Here is a 22,640-nt window from a genome sequence, read left to right as displayed (position 1 = left end):
GATGGAACAGATGACTGTAAACTCATATGAAGAGCTCGGCTTAACAAAACAAGATTTATTGGCGATGTACGAAACGATGGTCCGCGCCCGTAAAATCGATGAACGGATGTGGAAATTGAACCGCGCCGGGAAAATCCCGTTCGTCGTTTCGTGTCAAGGTCAAGAGGCTGCCCAGGTCGGGGCGGCGTTCGCCCTCGAAAAAGGTATCGACTATGTCCTCCCTTACTATCGTGATGTGGCGGTCGTCCTGCACTTCGGTCAAACTTCAAGAGACTTGATGCTGTCGGCGTTCGCGAAAGCGGAAGATCCGAACTCGGGCGGTCGTCAGATGCCTGGACACTTCGGCTCGAAAGAGCATCGCATCGTGACGGGTTCATCTCCGGTTACGACACAAGTCCCTCATGCTGTCGGAATCGCACTCGCGGCGAAGATGAAAAAAGAAGAGCTCGTCACGTTCGTCTCGTTCGGTGAAGGGTCTTCCAACCAAGGAGATTTCCACGAAGGTGCAAACTTTGCCGGTGTCCACAAGCTTCCGGTCATCTTATTCTGTGAGAACAACAAATATGCGATCTCGGTTCCACTCACGAAGCAGTTGGCATGTGAAAGAGTATCTGACCGGGCGAAAGGTTACGGGATGCCAGGTGTGACAGTCGACGGGACCGACCCGATTGCCGTTTATGCGATCGTGAAAGAAGCGCGTGAACGTGCTCTGCGCGGAGAGGGACCGACACTCATCGAAGCAGAAGTGGAACGCCTCGTACCTCACTCATCAGATGACGATGACAAGGCCTACCGCTCAGCGGAAGAATTGGCTGGATTGAAAGAACGGGACGGCATAAAACTGTTCCGTCAACGCCTCATTAACGAGGAGGTCGCTACGTCCGATGCGCTCTCGGAAATTGACGAGAAGATTGATTTAGAAGTGAACGAAGCGACGACGTATGCGGATAAGGCACCGTACGCTGCGCCTGAATCTGCAATGGATTACGTCTACGAGGAGGAAAAATGATGAAAACGTTTATCGAAGCGATCAACGAAGCGATTCATGAGGAAATGGAGCGCGACGAAAACGTCTTCGTCGTCGGAGAAGACGTCGGCGTTCGCGGCGGGGTATTCCGTGCCACACAAGGGTTGATTGAGAAGTACGGGGAAGGTCGTGTCATCGATGCACCGCTCGCCGAGAGTGCGATTGCGGGTGTCGGTGTCGGAGCTGCGATGTATGGGATGCGACCGATCGCAGAAATGCAATTCGCAGACTTCATCATGCCAGCAGTGAACCAAATCGTATCGGAAGCTGCGAAAATTCGTTACCGCTCGAATAACGATTGGACATGTCCGATGGTCATCCGTGCGCCTTTTGGTGGAGGAATCCACGGGGCCCTCTATCATTCGCAATCGGTCGAGGCGATGTTTAGTTCGACGCCAGGTCTTAAAGTCGTCATTCCATCAGACCCGGTCGATGCGAAAGGATTATTGAAAGAGGCGATTCGTTCAAACGACCCGGTGCTCTTCTTTGAACATAAGCGTGCCTATCGTCTTTTGAAGGCAGATTTGCCGACGGACGAATATACGGTCGAAATCGGTAAGGCGGCAGTCAAACGTGAAGGCGATGACATCACAATCATCACATACGGTCTCTGTGTACACATGGCACAAGAGGCAGCGAAAACGCTCGAAGAGGAAGGGATTAGCACGCACATTCTCGATCTTCGTACTGTCTACCCACTCGACCAAGAAGCCATCATTGAGTCGGTCAAGAAGACTGGTAAAGTGCTACTCGTGACAGAGGACAACAAAGAAGGAAGCATCATTGGAGAAGTCGCGGCGATTATTGCAGAGAAAGCGCTTTTCGAACTCGATGCACCGATTGAACGCTTAGCGGGGCCTGATGTTCCAGCTATGCCGTACGCACCACCGATGGAAAAATTCTTTATCGTATCCCCAGAAAAAATTGCCGAGCGGGCACGCCAGCTCGCGGCGTTTTAAGGAGGCTTCTCCATGGAACAAACGATTACAATGCCCCAACTCGGGGAGAGTGTGACAGAAGGAACGATTACGACTTATCTCGTCAAACCGGGCGACCGTGTGGAAGAATACGAGCCACTCGCTGAGGTCATGACGGATAAAGTCACTGCTGAAATTCCGGCGACTAGTGCGGGAACCATCAAAGAATTCCTCATTCCAGAAGGGGAGACGGTCAGCGTCGGGACACCGGTACTGACGATGGAAGTCGAAAGTGCCGAGGAATCAGCGGTTGAGACGAAGACCGAACCGATCGCAGAAACGACTCCTGCAGAACCCGTGGCGAAGCAAGCAGTCGCTGTCGCTCCGAAAAAACAAAGTGGCAACGGGCGTTTCTCTCCTGCAGTCATCCGACTCGCCAATGAGAACGACATTGACTTGAATGACTTAAGTGGGAGCGGTCTAGGTGGACGTATTACCCGTAAAGATATTTTACGTTACCTTTCGGATGGCCGCCCTTCGACTCCAGATCAAGCGACGCAGGCACCCGTTCAAGAGACGATGGTACAGACGAAGATGGACGTTCCGACTGAGGCACCACGTCCTGTCGTCGAGCCGTCGCAACCGGTCGCATCGACATCCACTTCTTCTGGACGCTATGAATCCATTCCGACAGCAGGTGTACGTCAAGCGATTGCGAACAATATGGTCCGCTCAAAACACGAGGCCCCGCACGCATGGCTCATGATTGAAGTCGACGTGACGAATCTCGTCGACGCCCGGGCAAAACTGAAAGACGAGTTCATGAAACGGGAAGGTGTCAAATTGACATTCATGCCGTTCTTCATGAAAGCGGCGATCGAGGCATTGAAGAAATATCCGATGATGAACTCAGAGTGGGCGGGCGATCATATCAAAGTTCACCAAGACATCCATCTTTCTGTGGCTGTCGCGGCAAACGACGCCCTTTATGTACCGGTCATTCGTCAAGCGGATGAGAAGAACATCAAAGGACTTGCTGTTGCACTTCAAGACGTGGCAACGCGAGCGCGTGAGAACCGTTTGAAGGCAGAAGAGATGCGTGGCGGGACGTTCACGATCAACAACACAGGTGCGTTCGGCTCAATTCAGTCGGCACCGATTTTGAATTACCCACAAGCTGCCATCCTATCGGTCGAGTCGATCGTGAAGCGTCCGGTATGGATGAATGGAATGTTTGCGGCACGCGATATGGTCAACCTTTGCATGTCGGTCGACCATCGCGTCCTTGACGGTCTCGTCGCAGGTCAGTTCTTGCAAGCAATCAAACAATCGCTCGAGTCGATTGACCCGAACACATATACCGTATATTGAAAAAATGGAGGCGCTCTCGATCGAGTGCCTCCATTTTTTATGAGTTATAGCCAATGAATAGCGTGAAAAAGAAACTGACGGCTGAGATCAATAGGAGAAGGAACGACAAGGACATGCCCATTGTGACGAGTCCTTTGGAGAGTCGTGGTTTGGATTTATAGAGTGAAAATGCAAACACGAGACTGAATAGGCCAAGCGTCGCGAATAGTGTAAGCGGGATTGCTCGGTCTTTTAGTAACTGAAGTAAATGCAACGTTGAATCATCCTTTCTAATCAAGCGCCTACTGAAATCGTCGTTGATGGACACGGTACGTTAATCTGGTAATCAGCACGAAAATGAGAAGGAGCACCCAATATACGAATATATAGTTTATTGCAAACGCAGGAATCCCATCATGTCTGACTGAGGAAATCCAAAGAAGAACGAGTGAGGCCGGGAAATGGAGGAAGAGTACAAGATAAGGTACGAACTTCAGGAATGATAAGGCATTTGTCGACGGATTACGCATTAAACCCATTGCAATCAAACCGATCAACACCTCGAGCCCACCAAGCGTGAAATAGGCGAGTGAATCAGTAAAACTAGTCTCTAGAATGGGTAAGGCAAATGGCGCAAGGCCGAAACTCCCGATCATTATTAAAGCGAACAAGATGTAGTCACCTCCTGAAAATTTGACTCCTTATAACGATTGTAAGATATTGGATGTAAGAACTCAACGTCCCACTAAAAAAACACGCCATTCCTATGAATGACGTGTCGGCTAGTTCCTTAAATCGATTGTTCGATCATCGTTTCGATGTCACGACGAACTTTAGCTAATGATAAACGTGCGACGTCGTAGCGCACACGATGAGTCGATTCGTCTGAACCCGTCAAGTCGGCAAAGAGACTTCCGAGATCGTGGACACTGCGGTCGACTTGAATGAGAAGTTCAATCGTGTCCTCGTTCTGTAACATCACGACTTCGACCTCATCTAACTGGCGACCGAAACGCGAACCGTTCGCTGAATACTCGAGTTCTTGTGCAATCGGAAGGCGACCGGACCGGTGGCGTGCCGGAAGCATCTCTGTATCGGCTTTCTTCAGGCGGAAACCGAGCTCGTCCATCGCATCTAAAATGACTTGTTGGGCGGCGTTCGGTTGCACGGTGATCGCATCTTCATCTTTCGGGTCTACGGCTTGGGCGATATCTAGCCCCGTCTCAATCCATGATTTCGATTGGCTGACAGAAAGAGGTGTGTTGAACGGGACGTTGACTGTGAATTGGATTTCTTTCACTTCCCCTGGTCCAATCATAAACGGCGCCTCATTCAATAAAATCTTTTCAATCGTAAACGTCGAGTGTGTGATTTTGTCGTTCACTTCATGTTTATATAACGTGTTGAAGAACAGATAGATACTATCAACCGATTGTTCGACAGAACCGCCTTCGATATGGACGACCCCGTTCAGTTCCCCGCCGGGCGTACAGTGGCTTTCATTCAGGCGCGTATCAACTTTTGCGGCACCGATTCCGATTGAAGATAAAATCTTTTTAAACATATGTGTGTCCTCCTTTGACGTAACGCCGTCTTCGTGTAATAGTATGTACGGACAGGTGAAACGATATGTTTCAAAATTTCTTAAAAAGGATTGAATCCATTGGAATATACAGCATTATTAGAACGTCTCGAAGACGTTATTCAATCAAATCATCTCGTGTCAGCGACCATCAGTCAACCCCGCCAAAAATCAAGTGATTTAAGACGGGTCAAATTGAAACCGGTCCTGATTCGGAATGCATATCATATCCAGTTCGAGTATCAGTATGAGCGTGTGATGAATCATAAAAATTTGACACCAGACGAGGCCGTATCGGAAATAATCGAGCTCCTCGAAACGTTCAGACAAGGTCAGTTTCAATTAAAAGAATCTGATCTTCAGTTCCAGTTATCGAAAAAGTTCAAAGTGACATTGAAAGAGAAACATACGGCTCAAAAAGAAGTTCAATTGAGCCATAATCGAGAAAAACAGTACGTGCTGCCACTTGACGAACCGGTCCCATTCTTGATTCGCCTAGGAATTCAATCTACAGACGGGAAAGTGAAACGACAAAAGTACGACAAATTCAAACAAATCAACCGCTTCCTCGAGTTCATCGAGGATTCACTCAAACATTTACCTACGGATCGCACTGTCCGTATTCTCGATTTCGGTTCGGGCAAATCGTATTTGACGTTCGCGCTCTATCACTTCTTACATGAGATGAAAGGGTATGACGTCCACATCACGGGACTCGATTTGAAGAAAGAAGTCATCGAAGAGTGTGCATCCATTGCGAAGGATCTTGGCTATGAACGGCTGGAGTTTTTAGTCGGGGACATTAATGAATATGAAGGGGAGACGGCCGTCGATATGGTCGTGACGCTCCATGCATGTGACGTGGCGACCGATATGGCATTGGCACGTGCCGTCCGTTGGGGCGCAAACGTCATCTTAAGCGTCCCGTGTTGCCAAAAAGAATTGAATCGTCAAATCCAAGCACCGAACTTGGACGTGATGCTCCAACATGGACTGATCAAGGAACGTTTCGCCTCCCTCGCGACAGATTCGATTCGGGCAGAACTGCTTGGACTTGTCGGGTATGATGCACAACTGCTCGAATTTATCGATCTCGAACACACACCAAAAAATATTATGATTCGTGCCTATTTGACGAACCGCGTGGCAACCGCTGAGACGAAAGCGCGTTATCTCGCCTTCAAGCAAATGATACATGCCGATCCGTTCTTAGAACGAGAATTGAGCGATAGACTTGTCCTCGAGGTGGAACAAGACGTAAAATAGGAGAGTATAGACGAATGTCGAAAGGGGAAACAACATGGATTTTCAATTATATTTTCAAGATGTAGTCGAACAAGCGCGTAACGAAGTACGTGCTGCAGGATACACAGAGCTCACGACACCGGAAGAGGTGGACGGGGCACTCAAAAAAGAAGGGAAGACACTCGTCCTCGTCAACTCGGTATGTGGCTGTGCAGGCGGCATCGCGCGTCCGGCCGCTGCGTACGTGAACAAGATGGAAGGTGTAAAACCTGACCACTTCGTTACTGTGTTTGCCGGTCAAGACCGTGAAGCGACTGACCGTGCACGGGAGTATTTTGAAGGATATGCACCGTCTTCACCGTCAATTGCTCTTCTTGAGGATGGCAACATCGTGACGATGGTAGAACGCAGTGAAATCGAGTCAGCTACTGCTGAAGAACTCGTCGATCAGTTGCAAACATTGTTTGACATCTATTTCTCATAATCACACATCGGCGCAAAGGCCCTGCCTTTGCGTTTTTGCAAAAAGGGGCAATGCATATGGAACCAGTCATCAAAATTATGACGGAGGCAGAATATATGATTGCCCTGTCACGCGGTGAAATCAATGAACCATCACTTCAATCCGAAGGGACAATCAAATGTTGTACACCGCAGCAAATAGGAAAAGTGGTAAAACAATCTTTTTTTGGAGAGTCGGTCGTGCTCGTCTCGCTCCACGTTAACCGACTAGGACAGCTGTTACATTATGAACTAGATGAAGACGGGGAGCGCTATCCGCACGTGTATAGTGCCATCCCTATGTCTTCTGTTAAACAGGTTCAACCATACGGGTCTCGCGACAATGGAACGGTCACATATTTCGCTTTCGAGCGGATGTGACCTTCTTTTTTTAAAAATGAAATGCATGAATATACTTTACAATTAATAATTATGTGTATATAGTGGTTGAAGATACAAGTTGGACAACTGATGTGTCATTAAACAGTTGAGCTGCAATGACACATATGTCATAATTTTTTTAAAGTTCTGATAATTGTCATTTAACTACGAAAGGAAGATGGAGATGAAAAAAGGTTTTCTAGCATTATGTTTAGCAGGACTAGCCGCGTTTTCGGTCGCATGTGGGACAGACGAGAACGAAGGAGGATCGTCATCGACCGATGGGGAAGATGACAATGTCATTGTCATGGGAACGAGTGCCGATTACTTCCCATATGAGTTCGTCGATACGGCGAATGGCGACGACATCGTTGGATTTGATATCGATATCCCCAAAAAAGTGGCGGAAAACATGGGATATGAATTGAAAATTGAAGATATGGATTTTGGTAGTTTACTTGGAGCACTCAATGCAGGGCGTGTCGATTTCGTCATGGCTGGGATGACACCGACTGAAGAGCGTAAAGAGAATGCTGATTTCTCGGATATTTATTTCACTGCGGTGAACTTAATCTTATCGAAAGATGACTCACTTCAATCTCTTGAAGACTTGAAAGGCAAAAAGATTGGTGTCCAACTCGGTTCGATTCAAGAAGGAATCGCACAAGACCAGATTCAAGACGCAGAAATCGTATCGTTGAACAAGATTCCTGAGATTATTCAAGAAATCAAGACGGGACGTATTGACGCGATGGTCATTGAAGACACGGTCGCGAAGAAATACCTCGATCAAGACAGTGAGTTGACAACATTTGAAATCGTGGACGAAGAAGAAGCGGGTTCTGCTGCTGCATTCCGTAAAGACGATGAGCTCCGTGATCAATTCAATGAAGAGTTGAAGAAGATGATCGACAATGGAGACATTGACGAGTTAGCACAAAAATGGTTTGAAGAAGAGGCTGCACCAGCCGAATAATGAATCGTACGGGGCTGACTGAAGAGAACTCGGTCAGCCTTTTTTAGGAGGAACTTACAATGGATTTTAGTCGGATTTATGATTCTATCCCTTACATACTCGAAGGGATTCCAGTCATGTTCCAAGTCGTCATCGTCTCGGCATTGATCGGGATCACGCTTGGGATTGTTGTTGCTACGTTGAAGATTGTGCCGAACCGCTTGATTAACTTCCTCGGTCATGCTTATACGGCCGTGTTTCGTGGAACACCGCTCATCTTACAACTCGCCATCATCCACTTCGGATTGCCGCAACTGACCGGCTATATCACGACACCTTATCAGTCGGCGGTTATCGCCTTCTCACTGAACTCGGGGGCGTATATTTCAGAAATCATCCGTGCCGGTATCCAAGCAGTCGACAAAGGTCAATGGGAAGCATCGGATGCCCTCGGTGTCCCTTATGTGAAACAATTACGTTCCATCATCTTGCCGCAGGCATTCAAGAATATCTTGCCTGCTTTAGTGAACGAGATGATCACGTTGACGAAAGAGTCTGCCCTCGTCTCGACGGTCGGAGTGCTTGACATCATGCGCCGCGCACAAATCGTCGGTGGGCAGAAGGCAATCTACTTCGAACCGCTTCTATTTGCCGGTGTGATATACTTTACAATAGTGATGATCTTGACGTATCTTGGACAACGTCTTGAAAAACGGTTAAGAAAGAGTGATGGAAGATGATCGAGGTAAAAGACCTATACAAACAATTTGGTGACTTAGAAGTATTGAAAGGAATCACGACGACGATCGAACGTGGTGAAGTGGTCGCTGTCATCGGACCGTCCGGGTCTGGTAAATCGACATTTCTACGTTGCTTGAACATGCTTGAGATTCCAACGAGCGGGACGGTCAGTGTCGACGGGTTCGAGCTAACGAAAAAAGGTGCGAACGTCGCCAAGGCTCGTCAAAATATCGGGATGGTGTTTCAACAATTCAACCTGTTCCCACATATGAGCGTATTGGATAATTTGACGTATGCGCCGGTCAATGTGTTGAAGGTGAGTAAAGCTGAAGCACTCGAACGTGCGAAAAAATTACTTGAACGCGTCGGACTTTCTGAGAAAATCGATGCCTATCCGAGCCAACTTTCAGGTGGACAAAAACAACGTGTCGCGATTGCTCGTGCCTTGGCGATGGAACCGAACGTCATGTTGTTCGATGAACCGACGTCAGCACTTGACCCGGAAATGGTTAACGAAGTACTCGATGTCATGAAAGGCTTGGTTGAGACGGGAATGACGATGGTCGTCGTCACACATGAAATGGGCTTCGCTCGTGAAGTGGCGGACCGCGTGCTCTTCCTCGACGAAGGGATCCTCATGGAAGAGGGCAAGCCGGCTGACCTGTTGTTAAACCCGCAAACAGACCGGGCAAAACGCTTCTTGGAGAAAGTGTTGTAATCTGATCTCACGAGGGAAGGATGAATGCACATGAAAATCACGTATTATGGACATGCGACAGTAGGATTTGAGGTAGATGGTGTGAACGTGTTGATTGATCCATTCTTGACGAGTAATCCTCATACCGAAGTAGACCCTTCTACACTGCGGCCCGATTATTTGTTGCTCACGCATGCTCATTTTGATCATATCGAAGATGTCGAATTGATTGCGAAAGAGACGGGTGCGACGATTGTGGCGACGCATGAGCTTGCGAGCTACTATGAGAAGAAAGGGTATTCTGTACACGGTATGAATATCGGCGGCGGACACGATTTCCCGTTCGGCCACGTCACGATGACGCAAGCCTTCCACAGTTCAAGTTTGGATATGGGAGACACGCCGGTCTACATGGGGATGCCAGCTGGATTCATCATTGAAACGAATGGGTTGACGCTTTATCACGCAGGAGACACGAGTCTCTTCTCAGATATGAAGATGTATGGTGAACGTTTTGAAATCGATGTCGCCTTCCTTCCGATCGGGGACAATTTCACAATGGGACCTATAGACGCATTAGATGCGGCACAGTGGCTACAAGCGAAACGTGTCGTCCCGATCCACTTTGATACGTTTCCGCCGATTAAACAGGATGCTCAGGCGTTTTGTGACCAACTGCACCGTCGCGGTCTCTTGATTGAACCGAATACGACCATCGAGATTTAATCATGAATGTGATTCAGGAGACGAAGCAGTTCATCGAAACGATTCATGAAAATGACTCTTCAGGTCATGATGTTGCTCACGTTGAGCGTGTCGTTCGAATGGTGGAGCGTTTAATGGAGAATGAACCGGTCAATCGGACAGTTCTTCTCCTGGCGGCATATTTACACGACGTGGAAGATCATAAGCTCGGTCGTCCGAAGGGTCTCGTCAAACAGCATCTGTCCTTAATTGATATCACTGAGGAGCAAGCGAATTTAGTGATGGCGGTGATTGATGAGGTCTCCTTCTCAAAAGGAAAGACGCCGACGACCCGGGAAAGCGAAATCTTGCAAGACGCCGACCGTCTTGATGCGATTGGTGCTATCGGAATTGCGAGGACATTCCAATATGCAGGTTCTCTCGGTACGCCGCTTGATTTGGCAGAGACGAGTGCCATTCAACATTTTCAAGATAAGTTGTTGAAATTGGCGGGAAATATGCATACGGAAAAAGCCAAACGCTTGGCGATGTCACGCCATACTTTCATGCAGCAGTTCCTAGAACAGTTTCATGCAGAATGGGACGGGATCGATACATGAAAAAGACGACCGAGTATATTCGGTCGTCCTTTTGCTTAGAACGGATGTTTATTGAGCCAATGACCACCGTCAAGAGAGATGCAATCCCCGTTTAAATAGCGCATCTCGTCTGATGCCATCCAGTAAGCCAAGTCCGCAATCTCTTCCGGTGTTCCAAACCGTCCGAGTGGGACGTTACGGCGAATGCGCTCCACTTCTTTCACGTGGGAGACGAGCTTTTCAGCGCCGCCTGTCCGTTCAATCGGTCCCGGACTGATCGCGTTGACGCGAGCGCCGAACTGATAACCCCATTCGACTGCGAGCGTTCGTGTCAAGTTCAAGACCCCCGCTTTCGCTGCAGCACTCGGTGCGACACCAGGGCCGGCCTGCCACGCATACGAGGCGACCATGTTGATGATTGACCCGCCACGGAGTTCTTCTGCTTCCCAATGTTTCCCGAGAACGTGGGTGCAGTTGAATGTCCCGTTCAAGACGATGTCGATGACACTCGCCCAACCGTTTGGAGATAAATCAAGGGTCGGACACACAAAGTTTCCAGCAGCATTGTTGACGAGTGCGTGGACCGGACCGTAGGCGGATACGATGTCAGCGAGTGCTTGAGCGCATCCTTCATAGTCACGAACGTCATGTTGCACACTCATCGCCTGACCCGCATTGATTGCATTCAATTCGCTCATCGCTTCTTGCAGCCGTTCCTCGTTTCGACCACTGATGGCGACGTTCCACCCTTCCTGTTTAAATTTTAATGCCATGGCTTTCCCCATGCCAGATGATCCCCCGGTAATCCAAATCGTTTTCATCCTGTTTCCCCCTCAAAAATGAATGATCGTTCATTTTACATATTCGTCTAATGATGTAAAACTCCTTCTACAAAGTGTCATTCGATGTTGAAACATTCTTTTAACTCGAGACGTATACACAAGATGTAACGATTGATATTCAAAACCATGACGTGTATCTACAATAGGAGATGATGGAATATGAAGCGCATTACAGGATTGACCCTATTCATTCTTATCATTGTCGGGATGTTTGTACTCATCGATCGGTCTGATTCAAAGAAAATGTCTGAACAGGTCGAAAATGAGATGTTCACCCAAACGGAAACGAAGGTTTATCCTGAGTCGACGGTCGAAGAACTGAAGGAGATGCTTGCTGCGTTTCAAAACGATGTGGCTCCTCGAATCAATAACGATTTCGAACGAAAGTTGGCAGAACGGATGTACGTGGAGATGAAGATGTTTGATGAAACCATCGATGTGAAGCAACTTCTAATCCGCGCTAAAGACCAAGCTGATTTTGAACGTGCATGGTTGGACCATGCGAAAAGTGACTATGGCATCGTAGTAACGGGTGACGAAGTCGATGAATGGATTGAAAAAGGACCGGATGCGACGGTAGTCGAGTCACAAAGACGATATGCCGAGGCAAAAGAGATGAGCGTGTATGAGCTCAATCATGATTATTATCGCGATCAATACGTCAAATGGGTCGTATGGGAAGATTTGATTCCGCTCGTCACAGAACGGTACGAAGCGTCAAGTGAGCAAGTGCTCGACAACAATCGACTCATCGAATTGTACGAGCAAGAGGTGGAAAACACGTTATAATCGAACGAAGCGTCAAGTAGCCCGACTCATATGAGCCGGGCTACTATTCATTGGATTTGCTTCAACTGTTTCAAACCGAGCTCACGATCAATCGTATACATCGTACCGGCGACCTTCTCGCCCCAGTATGGGTCCGAAGCATAGAAGATATTGATGCCTTCCTGTTTGTTACCGGGGTAATCTCCGCGAGCGTATGGACCTTTGACATATTTAGTCGCAAACAGTTCTGCAGCAGCCTGAACGCTTGCATCGATTGTTTTAAACATTGTGGCATTCTCACTCGGGTTGTCGTCCGTCGCCCGGAATCCAAATAGGTTTCGCTTTTCCCGTGCGATGTCGGACGTTCCAAATCTTGACTCATGCCCGGCAACCGCAAGTAAGAACAGAGCATTGATTCCGTACGTATCCTCTGCCCGTTTAAAGGCCTTTCCTTCCCCTGCGAGCGGAGAATCGATGGACCGTAAATATTGATCAAACTCTTTCGTGGTATACGGAGAGGACGAACGAATCGATGCAAATTGATAAGGAGAGTCGAAGACGTCTTGGACGCGTTCCGTATAGTAACGATCATCCGAGCGCTTTTTCGTTGGTCCGACGAGGAACTTGCCGGCGAGATGACCGTTCGCTTCGACCGAATGGTAGACATCACCATCCCGGATTTCATAATATCCCCTTCTTTCCACGACTGCTTCAGGGAATAACGCCATCTGATCCGGTTTGACATAGACGTCAGCTCCTGAGATGCGAACTTTTAAATGACCGTTTCCTCGTTCGATTAACTGAAGTCGTGTACCGCCGGCGACATATGATTGTCGCTTTTTAAACGCCTCATCTTCATATAAATTTGTGATTGCATCACTTGGGGTGACGACGATCCCGGTACCCGTGAAATCGAGGACTTCACCGGAAGGAGAGAACAGGGTGCGGTTCTTACCAGAAGTCATGTATCGTTTCGCTTCATCGAGAGATTCGAATGACCGCGTGACGCGATCGCCATTCGTCATGGTCTCGACGGTATACATGTCTTCATGTCCGGATTGAATCCATAAAAATGCGGCGACTGCGATACTTAGTGTCGCGACCATCGGCCATATTGTACGTTTTTTCTTTCGTTTCAATTAGATCACTTCCAAACTTTTGAATTGCCAAACGAGTTAATTTAGTCAACAATTTGATGAAGAAGGGGGAAATGAATATGAAAATTGGAACGCGGACGTTGAAGACCGCGGTCGCAGCGGGTATCGCGATGCTCATTTCCGAGACGATCCATCTTGATTATTTTGTATTCGCAGCCATTATTGCCATCTTGAGTATTCAAGAAACACGAAAAAAATCGATTCGAGCATCCTATGAGCGCGTCATGGCGAGTCTCCTCGCTATCGGAATGGGCGCGGCGATGTTCACCTTACTTGGTTATTCGCCAGTGACACTCACTCTTTATTTTGTCATCTTCATTCCGCTTGTACAACAATTGAAACTGCAGGACGGATTGATCACGAGTGTTGTCATCTTGACGCATCTTTATACCGAAGCACAATTTTCAGTAGAGCTGTTCATTAACGAGCTCTTATTGATTGTCATCGGTGTTGGTGTCGGGCTCGTCGTCAACATGTATATGCCGACGCTCGACCGTGAAATCGAGCGCATCAAAGATAGTATCGACCGCTCGCTCGCGGTACTGTTTTACGATGTGGCGGCGTGTGTCGAGACCGGTGTGTATAACAATCATTCGATGATGCTCATCAAGACGCGAGACTATCTGAAGGAAGGGAAGGACTTATCCCTTCGACGTATGGGTAACTCGATTGGGAAGCGTAACGAAGACATGGATTATCTATACTTCCGGATGCGTGAGCGACAATATGATATTTTGAAGCGTGTCGCCGATAACGCAAGAGAGATCACGATGGTCGTCAATGAAGCGAAACCAGTTGCGACGTTTTTGCGTCGGGTCGGAGACCACGTGAACGAACAGGCGGACGCCTCGGTCTTCCTGCAAGAACTTGAAGAGATGATTGAGCACTATCGAAAAAACGTACCTCTCCCCACGACTCGTGAGGAATTTGAGGTACGCTCATCCTTATTGAATATTTTATCTGATGTGAAAAGTTACTTGATCTTAAAAGAGCGATATATCCTGCTCTTAAAAGAACATGGTCATGCTCGAGAGAAACGTGCTGATCAAAAAGATTGAGACGATGACGACGACGCCGATTTGAATGATGCGTTGTCGTTTTTTCTGTTTTTTCTTCATGGCTTGCCTCCAGAAACGTGTTTGCCATCATTGTACAGAATGGAAAAGATTCGTGCAATCTAAGGGAGTTTGTTATAATGGTCAAGAAATGTTTGGATGGAGGGATGTTGTTTATGGTAAACGAGACACGTGTGCTCGACACTTTCTTAGGGTTGGTCGGCATCGATTCAGAAACGAAGGAAGAAGCGGTCATCTGTGAACACTTGAAAGGTGTCTTCACTGAGCTTGGTTGCGACGTCTATGAGGATGACGCATCAACGAAGACGGCGCACTCTGGTAACAACTTGATCATCACGTTGCCTGCAACGAAAGAAAATATCGATCCGATTTACTTCACGGCTCACATGGACACTGTGACACCAGGTAAAGGAATCAAGACGAGTATTAAAGATGGGTATGTCGTCACAGATGGCACGACCATTCTCGGAGCAGATGATAAGACGGGACTCACGGCAATGATTGAACTCGTTCGTGTGTTGAAAGAAAAACAGATTCCACATGGCCAAATCCAATTCGTGATTACGGTCGGAGAAGAATCAGGTCTCGTCGGTGCGAAAGTGTTGGACTTGTCGAAGATCGATGCGAAGTTCGGCTTTGCGCTTGACTCGGATGGACCGGTCGGTGACATCATCGTTGCGGCACCGACACAAGCGAAAGTAAACGCGAAGATTTACGGAAAAACGGCTCATGCGGGTGTCGCGCCAGAGAAAGGCATCTCGGCGATTCAAATCGCAGCTAAAGCCATCGCGAAGATGCCTCTCGGCCGAATCGATGAAGAGACGACTGCGAATATCGGGCGCTTCGAAGGCGGACGCGCGACAAACATCGTGTGTGACTACGTCGAAGTACTCGCAGAGGCACGCTCGCTCATCCACGAGAAGATGGAGAAGCAGGCAGAAACGATGAAGCAGGCCTACATTGAAGTCGCTGAGTCGTTTGGTGCTCGTGCTGAGGTCGACATCCATATCATGTATCCTGGATTCAAGTTTGAAGAAGGCGACGAGGTCGTTGAAGTCGCGAAACGCGCGGCTCAAGCAATCGGACGCCCGACACGTATCTTACATTCAGGTGGCGGATCGGATGCCAACGTGATTGCGGGTGGCGGAATCCCAACGGTCAACTTAGCGGTCGGCTATGAAGAGATTCATACGACGAACGAACGGATGCCGCTCGAAGAGTTGTACAAACTTATCGAATATGTCGTGACAATCGTCGAAGAAGTCGCATCAACCGAGCAATAAAAAAAGAGCCGACCATTCGTCGGCTCTTCGTATGTGTTCGTACTCGTTATGCTGCGAACTCCAATGATTCTAAAATCAATTCGTCTGTGCAATGAAGTTCGATCGCTATGTCGTGAATGCGGATAGAGGTGCCTTGTTCTTTTTGGTGCAAGCGATTCATCAAAGCTGCACGTTCTCGAATCGTTTCATAGATCGATTCGGTTTGTTCTGCCTTGGTCATCACAAATCACATCCTTTTCAGCGATTACTTTATTATAGCATGGAACGGCTTGGAGAAAGGACTAAAATATTTATGAAGTTACAGTTTTTAGGAACTGGTTCAGGAATGCCATCGAAACAGCGCAATGTGTCGGGACTCGCGATCGATTTACCGAAAGTCACCTGGTTGATTGACTGTGGTGAAGGGACACAACATCAAATGCTCTACACGAAGACCAAACCGAGGAAAGTGACGGCGGTATGGGTGACCCATCTCCACGGAGACCATGTTTTCGGCTTACCTGGATTCTTATCGACTCGCTCTGCCCTAGATGGAACGGACACTGTGACTGTTTATGGGCCGAAAGGATTGAAAAAATGGCTTGAAGCGACATTTCGTATCACGGGTTCTCATCTCGGTTATGAGTTGAACGTTGTCGAGTTCACGGATGGAGATACATTAAAACAAGACGGTCATCTCGTCACTGTGAGAAAATTAGAGCATCGTTTCCCATCTTACGGTTTTCGCATCAACGGTCCAGAAAAACGTGGAACGTTACGCGTTGACAAGGTGAGGGAGCTTGGAATCCCGAGTGGACCCATCTATAAAACAATCAAAGAAGAAGAACGGTTTGAATATGAAGGAAAATGGTATGATTCTAAAGAATATGTCACTGAACCGATTCCGGGTAAAGTCGTTGCAATTCTCGGTGATACGACCCCTTGTGAGAACGCTCGAATCTTAGCGGAAGGTGCGGACCTTCTCGTTCATGAGGCGACATTTATGGAAAATGAACAGGCGCTCGCACGCAAATACGGGCACTCGACGACACGTGAAGCGACAGCGCTCGCGAAAGCGTGTTCCGTCGGCAAGCTGATCGTCACGCACATCTCCGCTCGCTACGTCGGACGAGAAGAAGAGTTTGAACGAGAAGTCGTATCGGATTTTCCATCGAGTTTAGTTGCGACCGACTTTTTAGAATATACAGTGGGGGATTGATGTGACCATTCAACTCTATGTATGGGCCGCGTTTTTAGCAATCAGCATTCTGTTAGGGATTCGATTGAATCAATTAAAAGAGCCGGAAGCCAATTTCTTTCCGAAGTTCTTGTTTTATTCTTTGCTTGGAATCGTCTCCTTTCCAATCGGCGGTTTTCACATCCCGATCGGATTCTTATTGTCTTTTTTATTCTTTCCAAAGCAGAACAGCCGCTATAAATGGTATGGGGCGCTAATAGGCTTCTTCTTCTTTATCGTCTTACTCTTTGTCCCGTTGTTTGATCAATCGGGATTCCGAGCCGAATCCCGACAGATTGGTGCCGTCTCCGTCGCGGACGAATCATTTGACGACATGACAGAGAAATTATTGCAGCGGATCAACAGTGATTCGATTAAATTAGACCGGGGCAAGCTACAAATTGACCGGGTAGGAAACGTCAAGTCCATTGAATACTTACTGATGGTGGAGAGAGCCGAGTCGTTCCAACAGATTCGTGTGACATACGAGTCTGGACAACTCGCCTATGAGCAGGTTGATGAACTACGAAAAGAATCTGGACAGGCGTTCTTTGAAAAACTCGTTGAATTTGACCATATGTTGTCGACTTTACGAGAACCGTCATGGGAGGAATACACTGAAGTTGTAGCTGCGCCAATCTTACAACTCTCTTATGATGGATTGTACGATATGTACACGTTCGAAAACGAGTCGATGCTCATGCTCAATCGGGACGATGAGCTCGTCAAGTTCTGGCTACAGCGGGAACCAGTCCTTGCCAACAGCATTCAACTCGTTGGACTGACACAAGAAGGGCGTAGTTCTGGGGAACGTTATGCGATTCTATATAATTATTCGATACATCAACGAGAGGATTTGACAGAATGATAAAACCATATATAAGCATTTCTCTATTAACGACTGCACTCCTTGTCGGATGTGGCGGTGAAGAAGCGCAACGTGAGGCATGTGATGTAAGTCCGACCATCTCAGTATACAATGCAGCGACCGAAGAGACGATCTATCAGGAAAAAAGCGTCTGCCTTGAAGAGGACGCGACCGTGCTCGATGCGTTGAAGGCGACTGGGCTTGACCTCGAAGTGACAGGAAGCGGTGACATGTCATACGTGACGGCAATCGAGGGAATCGAAGAAAAATCAGAAGGACAATCGTCAGGATGGGTATTTGCTTTTAACGGTGCTCCGGGAGATGAAGGTGCCGGTGCGAAAGAAGTAGAATCGACCGATGTCATTCAGTGGCGGTTCGAAGAAGATGCGATTGCTTTCTTCGAATGAGGCAGATTGGGAGCGGAGACATCCTGTCACGCTCTTTTTCTTTCTCCTTAGCCACCTATACGTGCTGACGAATGTCGATGACATCATTATTTTTGTCATCGCCCTTGTCATTCTACTTATTCTCGAACGCCGTTTTCCTTGGGCGATGTTAGGGGTATTGATTGCTTTCGGATTGGTCTCGGTACTGCCTGGATTATTCGGATGGGACATTTCACTCTCGTACATATGGCGTCAACTAGTGAGCTTGGCCGCCTTTTTACTAGGCATGTTGTGGATCGCTCGCATTATTCGTCTGGAGCGCCTGCTTCCACTGTTATCCAAGTGGCCTAGATCATCGTCGCTATTGTATGGGGCGTGGGCACTCATCCCATCGATGGAACAAGCAGTGCGCCAATCGATTAGGAGTCATCCGAAAAAATTATGGCGAGAAGGGGTACGGATTGGAATCGAGAGTCAGCAACAGGAGCCGAGATTTGCCTCTGAACCGATGCGTCCCTTTCGAGTAGAGGATGCTCTTCAGATTATCTTGATTGTAGTGACTTGCTGGGTAGCGCTCCAGTGGACAATTATACTTTGGCTCATTTATCCGTACGTTACGAAAGGAGGTTTGCGTGATGCAATGGCTCTCTACCGCTGACGGGACGTTCGAAGAATATGTCGAACGCTACCGACCACGCGTCATCGAGATGAACCAACCGTTCTCAGGGAAAGTCGGGCATTTATTATCGAGTGGGGACCCGTTTCGAGGGGCAGAGCTTGCTACACTGTTACAAATCGATGCACTCTATCCGAAGCGGTTCGACACATGTTCGAGTGGTGAACAACAGATCGTTCGTGTTGCCTTTGCACTAGTGGACCGACCAGAATCAATCGTTCTCATCGAACCGTTTCGGCATCTTGATCAATTTCGTAAAGAACACCTTGAGATGTTGCTCCGCCGTATCTCCGGGCTCGGTGTTCAAATCGGCTATACGGAAAGGGCGCGTGAGCAGTCAGGCGATGTGACGTTCACATTCACCGAATCGAATAGAGCACCAATAATCGATGCGCAAGATGTATCTTATCGGCATCCGCTTCAAGCGGTGTATGCGATTGAGGATGTGACCATTCAGATGAACGAGCCAGGACTCACGGTATGTATCGGGACGAACGGGAGCGGGAAGTCGACCTTGCTCGAGTTGTTGGCTAAAAGCAGACGCCCGCTCAAAGGACGGGTGAAGCGAGGCGAACGAGCCGTCTATCTTTCTGCCGAACCAGAATACGGTCCAAGCCAGAAGGAAGAAAGACGACGGGTCGCGCAACTGCAAGGCGTGCTTCATGATCCGTCGAGCGTCCTTTTGCTCGATGAACCGACTGTAGATTTAACGGGGCAGGAACGTGAAGCATTCGTTGAAGCAGTACGACAGAAGGCTGAGACGGCAAGGGTCGTTTGTGCGACACACGACATGGAGCTGATTGACCGATCGACAGATGTCATTTACCTTGCGAGCGGTCGGGTCGTCTTTCATGGGACACGTTCACTCTTCCAAGAACGGAGTACGTTATGGTCACTTACGTCCTCGCCATCTTGATTGCCATCGCCGTCTTGTATCGATTCGAGAAATCCTCGCTTCCGATTCAACCACTTGTCCAACTTTTAGCGCTCGCGGTGATTGGTCGTTGGCTCTTTATGACAATCCCGAACGTTCAACCGACGACGGCGATTTTGATGTTGACCGCTCTACTCGTCAGCTTGAACGGTGCAGCCATCCTCGCACTCTTCGTGCCGATCTTGTCAGGACTCTTGCTTGGGATTGGACCGTTCGTCCTTTATCAATTTTTAGGGTGGCTCCTTGTCGTATTGCTCGTCAGCCTGTTTCGACCGCTTTTATTAAAGTCGCCCGTACTCTTCCTCGTACTAGGATTTCTATCTGGTTTTTTATACGGATGGACGACGAACGTCGCGTTTATCGAAGTGATTGGTGCAGACTTTTTGAAATTACTTTTGCTCAGTTTCCCATTTGATTTCGTCCACGGCATTTCTAACGTCGTCTTCCTCCTATTGATTCGTCCGTTATTTGAGCGCATATTCCTTCGTCAACTCGGGTAAATATACAATATTCCTATCATGTTGAGTGAGGTGAACGACGGATGGATGCTTATGTCAATGTCACGGAAGTCGGTATGTTTCTACTCGTAGGGTTATTGTTTATCGTGTTAAACCTTGTTCTTTTAGCGAAGCGTTACACGAGAGCCCGTTTTGCAATGCTGAGTATTCTGGCAACAAGCGTGTGGCCGGCACTCATGATTGTTCTTTCGGTAAATCAATTGAATGTGATGGATCAACTCACTTCGGGAGAATGGACGTTAAACGCTGTGATCGCGTGGGCGGTCGTCCTCTCGACTGCGCTCATGACGATGATTCCAGCAGGAGTCTTTCTTCATCGGCTTGTGACTGTGTCTCGATTGCATTCTGAATTATAAAAGGAGCGACCTACGCGGGTCGCTCCTTTTTCATGTCGTCGATTCAGCGGCTTTACCGTCTGTTGGCTTTTGAACACGACGTAATACTTCGAGACTGAGAGCCCGTGGCATCAACTTCGCGAACCCGACCAACAGCTGGTTCGAGAGGCCAGGTACAATCACCCGTTTGTTGCTCATGACACCTTTATATCCGAAAAAGGCGACGAGGTGAGATGGCATTTTTGAGAATGACAATTCACTTCCGGCGCGATCGAAGAAGTTCGTGTCAGTCGGGCCAGGGCAGAGGACACTGACGTGAACACCGCTTCCTTTCACTTCGGCATGGATCGCCTCGGTGAAGGAAAGGACGTATGCCTTCGTCGCGTAATAGACGGCCATATACGGTCCTGGTTGGAACGCGGCGACGGAGGCGACATTTAATACATGACCGTGGTCACGCTCGAGCATGCCAGGTAGATAGGCTTTCGTCAGTTCGGTCAACGTGTTGACGTTCAATCGGACCTCGTCCGCCTCCGTCTCGGCATCGAGGTCGGCGAATGCACCGGATGTACCAAAACCGGCATTGTTGATTAAAAAGTCGACGGAAAGTCCCGCCTCGGCGATCATACTAGTCAATCGGGCTGCGGCGTCATGCTTTGCCAAATCAAGCGCGAAGACATGGACGTTGATGCGATATCTCGTCTCCAGTACTTTTTTCAATTCGTGTAAGCGCGGCTCGTTTCGAGATACGAGGATACAGTCGTACCCATCTCGTGCGGCGAGTACGGCCAAGTCTAAACCGATGCCCATCGAGGCCCCGGTGATTAAAGCTGTCTTTGACAACATGATCCACTCCTTTGATGAAAAGTCATACATTGTTACTGAATTCTTCACGAGTTGTTAAAATCCTGCCTCGTTTACACATTGAAACGTATGCTAAAGTATAGCAAGAAAATGTGATTAGACTCACAAAGTAAGGAGAAAAACAATCATGATGATTCAGCTCGTCACTACGGCACAAAGCGTCGATCAAGCAGAAGCGTTAATTAAAGCGGGCGCTGACCGACTGTATATCGGGAATTCACGGTTCGGGTTACGACAAAAAGGAGAGTGGACTATCGATGCTGTGAGGGAAGTCACACAACTTGCCCATCGATACGGGAAAGAAGTGACGGTGGCCGTCAATAATTTGATGCATAACGACCAGATTGATGAGTTGCCCGAATATTTACAGGAACTGAGGGCGATCGGAGTCGATGATGTGACGGCTGGAGACCCTGGAGCGATCCGTCTGATTCGACAAGCGAAGATTCCTTATTGGTACGATGCCCAAACGCTCGTCACGTCCGCCAAACAAATTCAGTTTTGGGGCAAACGGGAGGCAATCGGAGCGGTCGTCGCACGCGAAGTGACGCTCGAGGAACTCGCTCTCATCCAGCAACAAATCGGACTGCCGGTAGAAGTACAGGTGTATGGTCCGACTTGTATCCATCACTCCAAGCGTCCGCTCGTGACGAACTATTTCAACGAACTCGGTCGCACTTCTGAAGAGGCGAAACAACGCGAGTTTTACATGAGCGAGCCTGCTGATGCATCGAGCCGATACCCGATCTATGAAGACGAGAACGGGACGCATATTTTCTCTGAAGATCTGACACTCATGGGGCAGCTGCCAACGCTAGTCAAACACGGGCTTCATACGTGGAAACTTGACGGATGGCATGCGGGCGACCAGTTTGTCGAAATCGTTAAATTGTTTACGTTCGCCCGTGCGAATCTATTGAACGGTCGATTTGACCGTGTTGAGATGGAAGCTCGTCTCAACGACCTGCAACCGGAAGGATTCCGTCTCGGAACGGGATTGTTGCTACGCAAGCCAGAAGAGATCAAGTGAGGGATAAA

At 48.3% G+C, this 22,640-nt stretch carries 29 protein-coding genes; 22 read left to right on the top strand and 7 right to left on the bottom strand.

Annotated elements, in window-relative coordinates; genetic code table 11:
- The first annotated feature begins 1 nt into the window (after position 1).
- From KNO95_RS05040 to KNO95_RS05030, 3 genes are read left to right on the top strand one after another with little or no spacing between them, the layout of a single operon-like run.
- Positions 2–1,009, top strand: coding sequence for a thiamine pyrophosphate-dependent dehydrogenase E1 component subunit alpha (locus KNO95_RS05040; RefSeq protein ID WP_483297731.1), 1,008 nt, complete (start codon positions 2–4; stop codon positions 1,007–1,009).
- The gene (locus KNO95_RS05035; protein WP_214698947.1) at positions 1,009–1,986 is read left to right on the top strand and encodes an alpha-ketoacid dehydrogenase subunit beta; all 978 of its coding nucleotides are present in this window, start codon (positions 1,009–1,011) and stop codon (positions 1,984–1,986) included. The genes KNO95_RS05040 and KNO95_RS05035 overlap by 1 nt, the downstream gene beginning before the upstream one ends.
- 12 nt (positions 1,987–1,998) lie before the next feature.
- Complete coding sequence (locus KNO95_RS05030) at positions 1,999–3,315, top strand: dihydrolipoamide acetyltransferase family protein (RefSeq protein ID WP_214701876.1); 1,317 nt, start codon at positions 1,999–2,001, stop codon at positions 3,313–3,315.
- Between the two features lie 37 nt (positions 3,316–3,352).
- On the opposite strand, the gene KNO95_RS05025 is transcribed toward KNO95_RS05030, so the two are convergent.
- The 3 genes from KNO95_RS05025 to KNO95_RS05015 all read right to left on the bottom strand — a co-directional run bounded on the left by KNO95_RS05025 (position 3,353) and on the right by KNO95_RS05015 (position 4,858).
- Positions 3,353–3,568, bottom strand: coding sequence for a hypothetical protein (locus KNO95_RS05025; RefSeq protein WP_214701877.1), 216 nt, complete (start codon positions 3,566–3,568; stop codon positions 3,353–3,355).
- Positions 3,569–3,596: 28 nt separating this feature from the next.
- Positions 3,597–3,965: a hypothetical protein gene (locus KNO95_RS05020; protein WP_214878417.1), complete on the bottom strand. Its 369-nt coding sequence runs from the start codon at positions 3,963–3,965 to the stop codon at positions 3,597–3,599.
- Positions 3,966–4,084: 119 nt separating this feature from the next.
- Positions 4,085–4,858 (bottom strand): sporulation protein, encoded by a 774-nt coding sequence (locus tag KNO95_RS05015; protein WP_214878416.1) that lies wholly within the window; start codon positions 4,856–4,858, stop codon positions 4,085–4,087.
- A gap of 99 nt (positions 4,859–4,957) precedes the next feature.
- On the opposite strand from KNO95_RS05015, the gene KNO95_RS05010 reads away from it, so the two are divergent.
- The 8 genes from KNO95_RS05010 (at position 4,958) to KNO95_RS04975 (ending at position 10,700) form a co-directional block, all read left to right on the top strand.
- Positions 4,958–6,142 carry a class I SAM-dependent methyltransferase gene (locus tag KNO95_RS05010; RefSeq protein ID WP_214701880.1) on the top strand — a complete coding sequence of 395 codons (1,185 nt, stop codon included), beginning with the start codon at positions 4,958–4,960 and terminating at the stop codon, positions 6,140–6,142.
- A 34-nt stretch (positions 6,143–6,176) separates the two neighbouring features.
- Positions 6,177–6,605 carry a BrxA/BrxB family bacilliredoxin gene (locus tag KNO95_RS05005; RefSeq protein ID WP_026825764.1) on the top strand — a complete coding sequence of 143 codons (429 nt, stop codon included), beginning with the start codon at positions 6,177–6,179 and terminating at the stop codon, positions 6,603–6,605.
- A gap of 56 nt (positions 6,606–6,661) precedes the next feature.
- Positions 6,662–7,003 carry a DUF952 domain-containing protein gene (locus tag KNO95_RS05000; protein ID WP_026825765.1) on the top strand — a complete coding sequence of 114 codons (342 nt, stop codon included), beginning with the start codon at positions 6,662–6,664 and terminating at the stop codon, positions 7,001–7,003.
- A gap of 184 nt (positions 7,004–7,187) precedes the next feature.
- Entirely contained in the window at positions 7,188–7,979 is a 792-nt protein-coding gene (locus KNO95_RS04995) for a transporter substrate-binding domain-containing protein (protein WP_214878415.1), read from the top strand.
- Between the two features lie 59 nt (positions 7,980–8,038).
- Complete coding sequence (locus KNO95_RS04990) at positions 8,039–8,698, top strand: amino acid ABC transporter permease (protein WP_026825767.1); 660 nt, start codon at positions 8,039–8,041, stop codon at positions 8,696–8,698.
- The gene (locus tag KNO95_RS04985; RefSeq protein WP_026825768.1) at positions 8,695–9,417 is read left to right on the top strand and encodes an amino acid ABC transporter ATP-binding protein; all 723 of its coding nucleotides are present in this window, start codon (positions 8,695–8,697) and stop codon (positions 9,415–9,417) included. The genes KNO95_RS04990 and KNO95_RS04985 overlap by 4 nt, the downstream gene beginning before the upstream one ends.
- A 30-nt stretch (positions 9,418–9,447) precedes the next feature.
- On the top strand, positions 9,448–10,122 hold the full coding sequence (locus KNO95_RS04980; protein ID WP_214701882.1) for a metal-dependent hydrolase: 675 nt from the start codon (positions 9,448–9,450) through the stop codon (positions 10,120–10,122).
- A gap of 2 nt (positions 10,123–10,124) precedes the next feature.
- Positions 10,125–10,700, top strand: coding sequence for an HD domain-containing protein (locus tag KNO95_RS04975; RefSeq protein WP_214878413.1), 576 nt, complete (start codon positions 10,125–10,127; stop codon positions 10,698–10,700).
- Between the two features lie 35 nt (positions 10,701–10,735).
- Here the strand turns inward: KNO95_RS04975 and fadH are convergent, their stop codons facing one another.
- The gene (gene fadH, locus KNO95_RS04970) at positions 10,736–11,500 is read right to left on the bottom strand and encodes a 2,4-dienoyl-CoA reductase (protein WP_214701884.1); all 765 of its coding nucleotides are present in this window, start codon (positions 11,498–11,500) and stop codon (positions 10,736–10,738) included.
- Between the two features lie 180 nt (positions 11,501–11,680).
- On the opposite strand from fadH, the gene KNO95_RS04965 reads away from it, so the two are divergent.
- Positions 11,681–12,310: a hypothetical protein gene (locus tag KNO95_RS04965; RefSeq protein WP_214701885.1), complete on the top strand. Its 630-nt coding sequence runs from the start codon at positions 11,681–11,683 to the stop codon at positions 12,308–12,310.
- Between the two features lie 47 nt (positions 12,311–12,357).
- On the opposite strand, the gene KNO95_RS04960 is transcribed toward KNO95_RS04965, so the two are convergent.
- A complete protein-coding gene (locus tag KNO95_RS04960) occupies positions 12,358–13,428 on the bottom strand; it encodes an N-acetylglucosaminidase (RefSeq protein ID WP_251125029.1) in 1,071 nt (356 codons plus the stop codon).
- A gap of 77 nt (positions 13,429–13,505) precedes the next feature.
- Here KNO95_RS04960 and KNO95_RS04955 point away from each other — a divergent pair, with 77 nt between their 5' ends.
- Positions 13,506–14,504 carry an aromatic acid exporter family protein gene (locus KNO95_RS04955; RefSeq protein WP_026825774.1) on the top strand — a complete coding sequence of 333 codons (999 nt, stop codon included), beginning with the start codon at positions 13,506–13,508 and terminating at the stop codon, positions 14,502–14,504.
- A 173-nt stretch (positions 14,505–14,677) separates the two neighbouring features.
- A complete protein-coding gene (locus tag KNO95_RS04950; RefSeq protein WP_026825775.1) occupies positions 14,678–15,805 on the top strand; it encodes a M20/M25/M40 family metallo-hydrolase in 1,128 nt (375 codons plus the stop codon).
- Between the two features lie 46 nt (positions 15,806–15,851).
- Here KNO95_RS04950 and KNO95_RS04945 read toward each other — a convergent pair whose 3' ends face one another.
- A complete protein-coding gene (locus KNO95_RS04945; protein ID WP_167330581.1) occupies positions 15,852–16,025 on the bottom strand; it encodes a hypothetical protein in 174 nt (57 codons plus the stop codon).
- 72 nt (positions 16,026–16,097) lie between these two features.
- Between KNO95_RS04945 and rnz the strand changes: the two genes are divergently transcribed.
- The 7 genes from rnz to KNO95_RS04910 are packed head-to-tail and all read left to right on the top strand — an operon-like array spanning position 16,098 to position 20,759.
- Positions 16,098–17,003, top strand: a complete 906-nt coding sequence (gene rnz, locus KNO95_RS04940; RefSeq protein ID WP_214701887.1) for a ribonuclease Z — start codon at positions 16,098–16,100, stop codon at positions 17,001–17,003.
- Position 17,004: 1 nt separating this feature from the next.
- The gene (locus KNO95_RS04935; protein WP_214878411.1) at positions 17,005–17,889 is read left to right on the top strand and encodes a hypothetical protein; all 885 of its coding nucleotides are present in this window, start codon (positions 17,005–17,007) and stop codon (positions 17,887–17,889) included.
- The gene (locus KNO95_RS04930) at positions 17,886–18,296 is read left to right on the top strand and encodes a DUF4430 domain-containing protein (protein ID WP_026825778.1); all 411 of its coding nucleotides are present in this window, start codon (positions 17,886–17,888) and stop codon (positions 18,294–18,296) included. Before KNO95_RS04935 ends, KNO95_RS04930 begins: the two co-directional genes overlap by 4 nt.
- On the top strand, positions 18,247–18,933 hold the full coding sequence (locus KNO95_RS04925) for a hypothetical protein (RefSeq protein WP_251125028.1): 687 nt from the start codon (positions 18,247–18,249) through the stop codon (positions 18,931–18,933). The genes KNO95_RS04930 and KNO95_RS04925 overlap by 50 nt, the downstream gene beginning before the upstream one ends.
- Positions 18,911–19,867 (top strand): ATP-binding cassette domain-containing protein, encoded by a 957-nt coding sequence (locus tag KNO95_RS04920; RefSeq protein ID WP_214701889.1) that lies wholly within the window; start codon positions 18,911–18,913, stop codon positions 19,865–19,867. The genes KNO95_RS04925 and KNO95_RS04920 overlap by 23 nt, the downstream gene beginning before the upstream one ends.
- Positions 19,840–20,385, top strand: a complete 546-nt coding sequence (locus tag KNO95_RS04915) for a hypothetical protein (protein ID WP_026825781.1) — start codon at positions 19,840–19,842, stop codon at positions 20,383–20,385. The genes KNO95_RS04920 and KNO95_RS04915 overlap by 28 nt, the downstream gene beginning before the upstream one ends.
- Before the next feature lie 41 nt (positions 20,386–20,426).
- Complete coding sequence (locus KNO95_RS04910) at positions 20,427–20,759, top strand: hypothetical protein (RefSeq protein WP_026825782.1); 333 nt, start codon at positions 20,427–20,429, stop codon at positions 20,757–20,759.
- A gap of 30 nt (positions 20,760–20,789) precedes the next feature.
- On the opposite strand, the gene KNO95_RS04905 is transcribed toward KNO95_RS04910, so the two are convergent.
- On the bottom strand, positions 20,790–21,584 hold the full coding sequence (locus tag KNO95_RS04905; protein ID WP_214701891.1) for an SDR family NAD(P)-dependent oxidoreductase: 795 nt from the start codon (positions 21,582–21,584) through the stop codon (positions 20,790–20,792).
- A 151-nt stretch (positions 21,585–21,735) separates the two neighbouring features.
- Here KNO95_RS04905 and KNO95_RS04900 point away from each other — a divergent pair, with 151 nt between their 5' ends.
- Complete coding sequence (locus KNO95_RS04900) at positions 21,736–22,632, top strand: peptidase U32 family protein (RefSeq protein WP_353047581.1); 897 nt, start codon at positions 21,736–21,738, stop codon at positions 22,630–22,632.
- Positions 22,633–22,640 lie beyond the last annotated feature (8 nt).

Origin of the sequence: Exiguobacterium sp. ERU653, from assembly GCF_018617775.1 — a bacterium.
GTDB classification, from domain to species: Bacteria; Bacillota; Bacilli; order Exiguobacteriales; family Exiguobacteriaceae; genus Exiguobacterium; species Exiguobacterium marinum.
The sequence above is the reverse complement of the archived record's forward strand: the minus strand, read 5'-3'. Positions and strand labels throughout refer to the sequence as shown.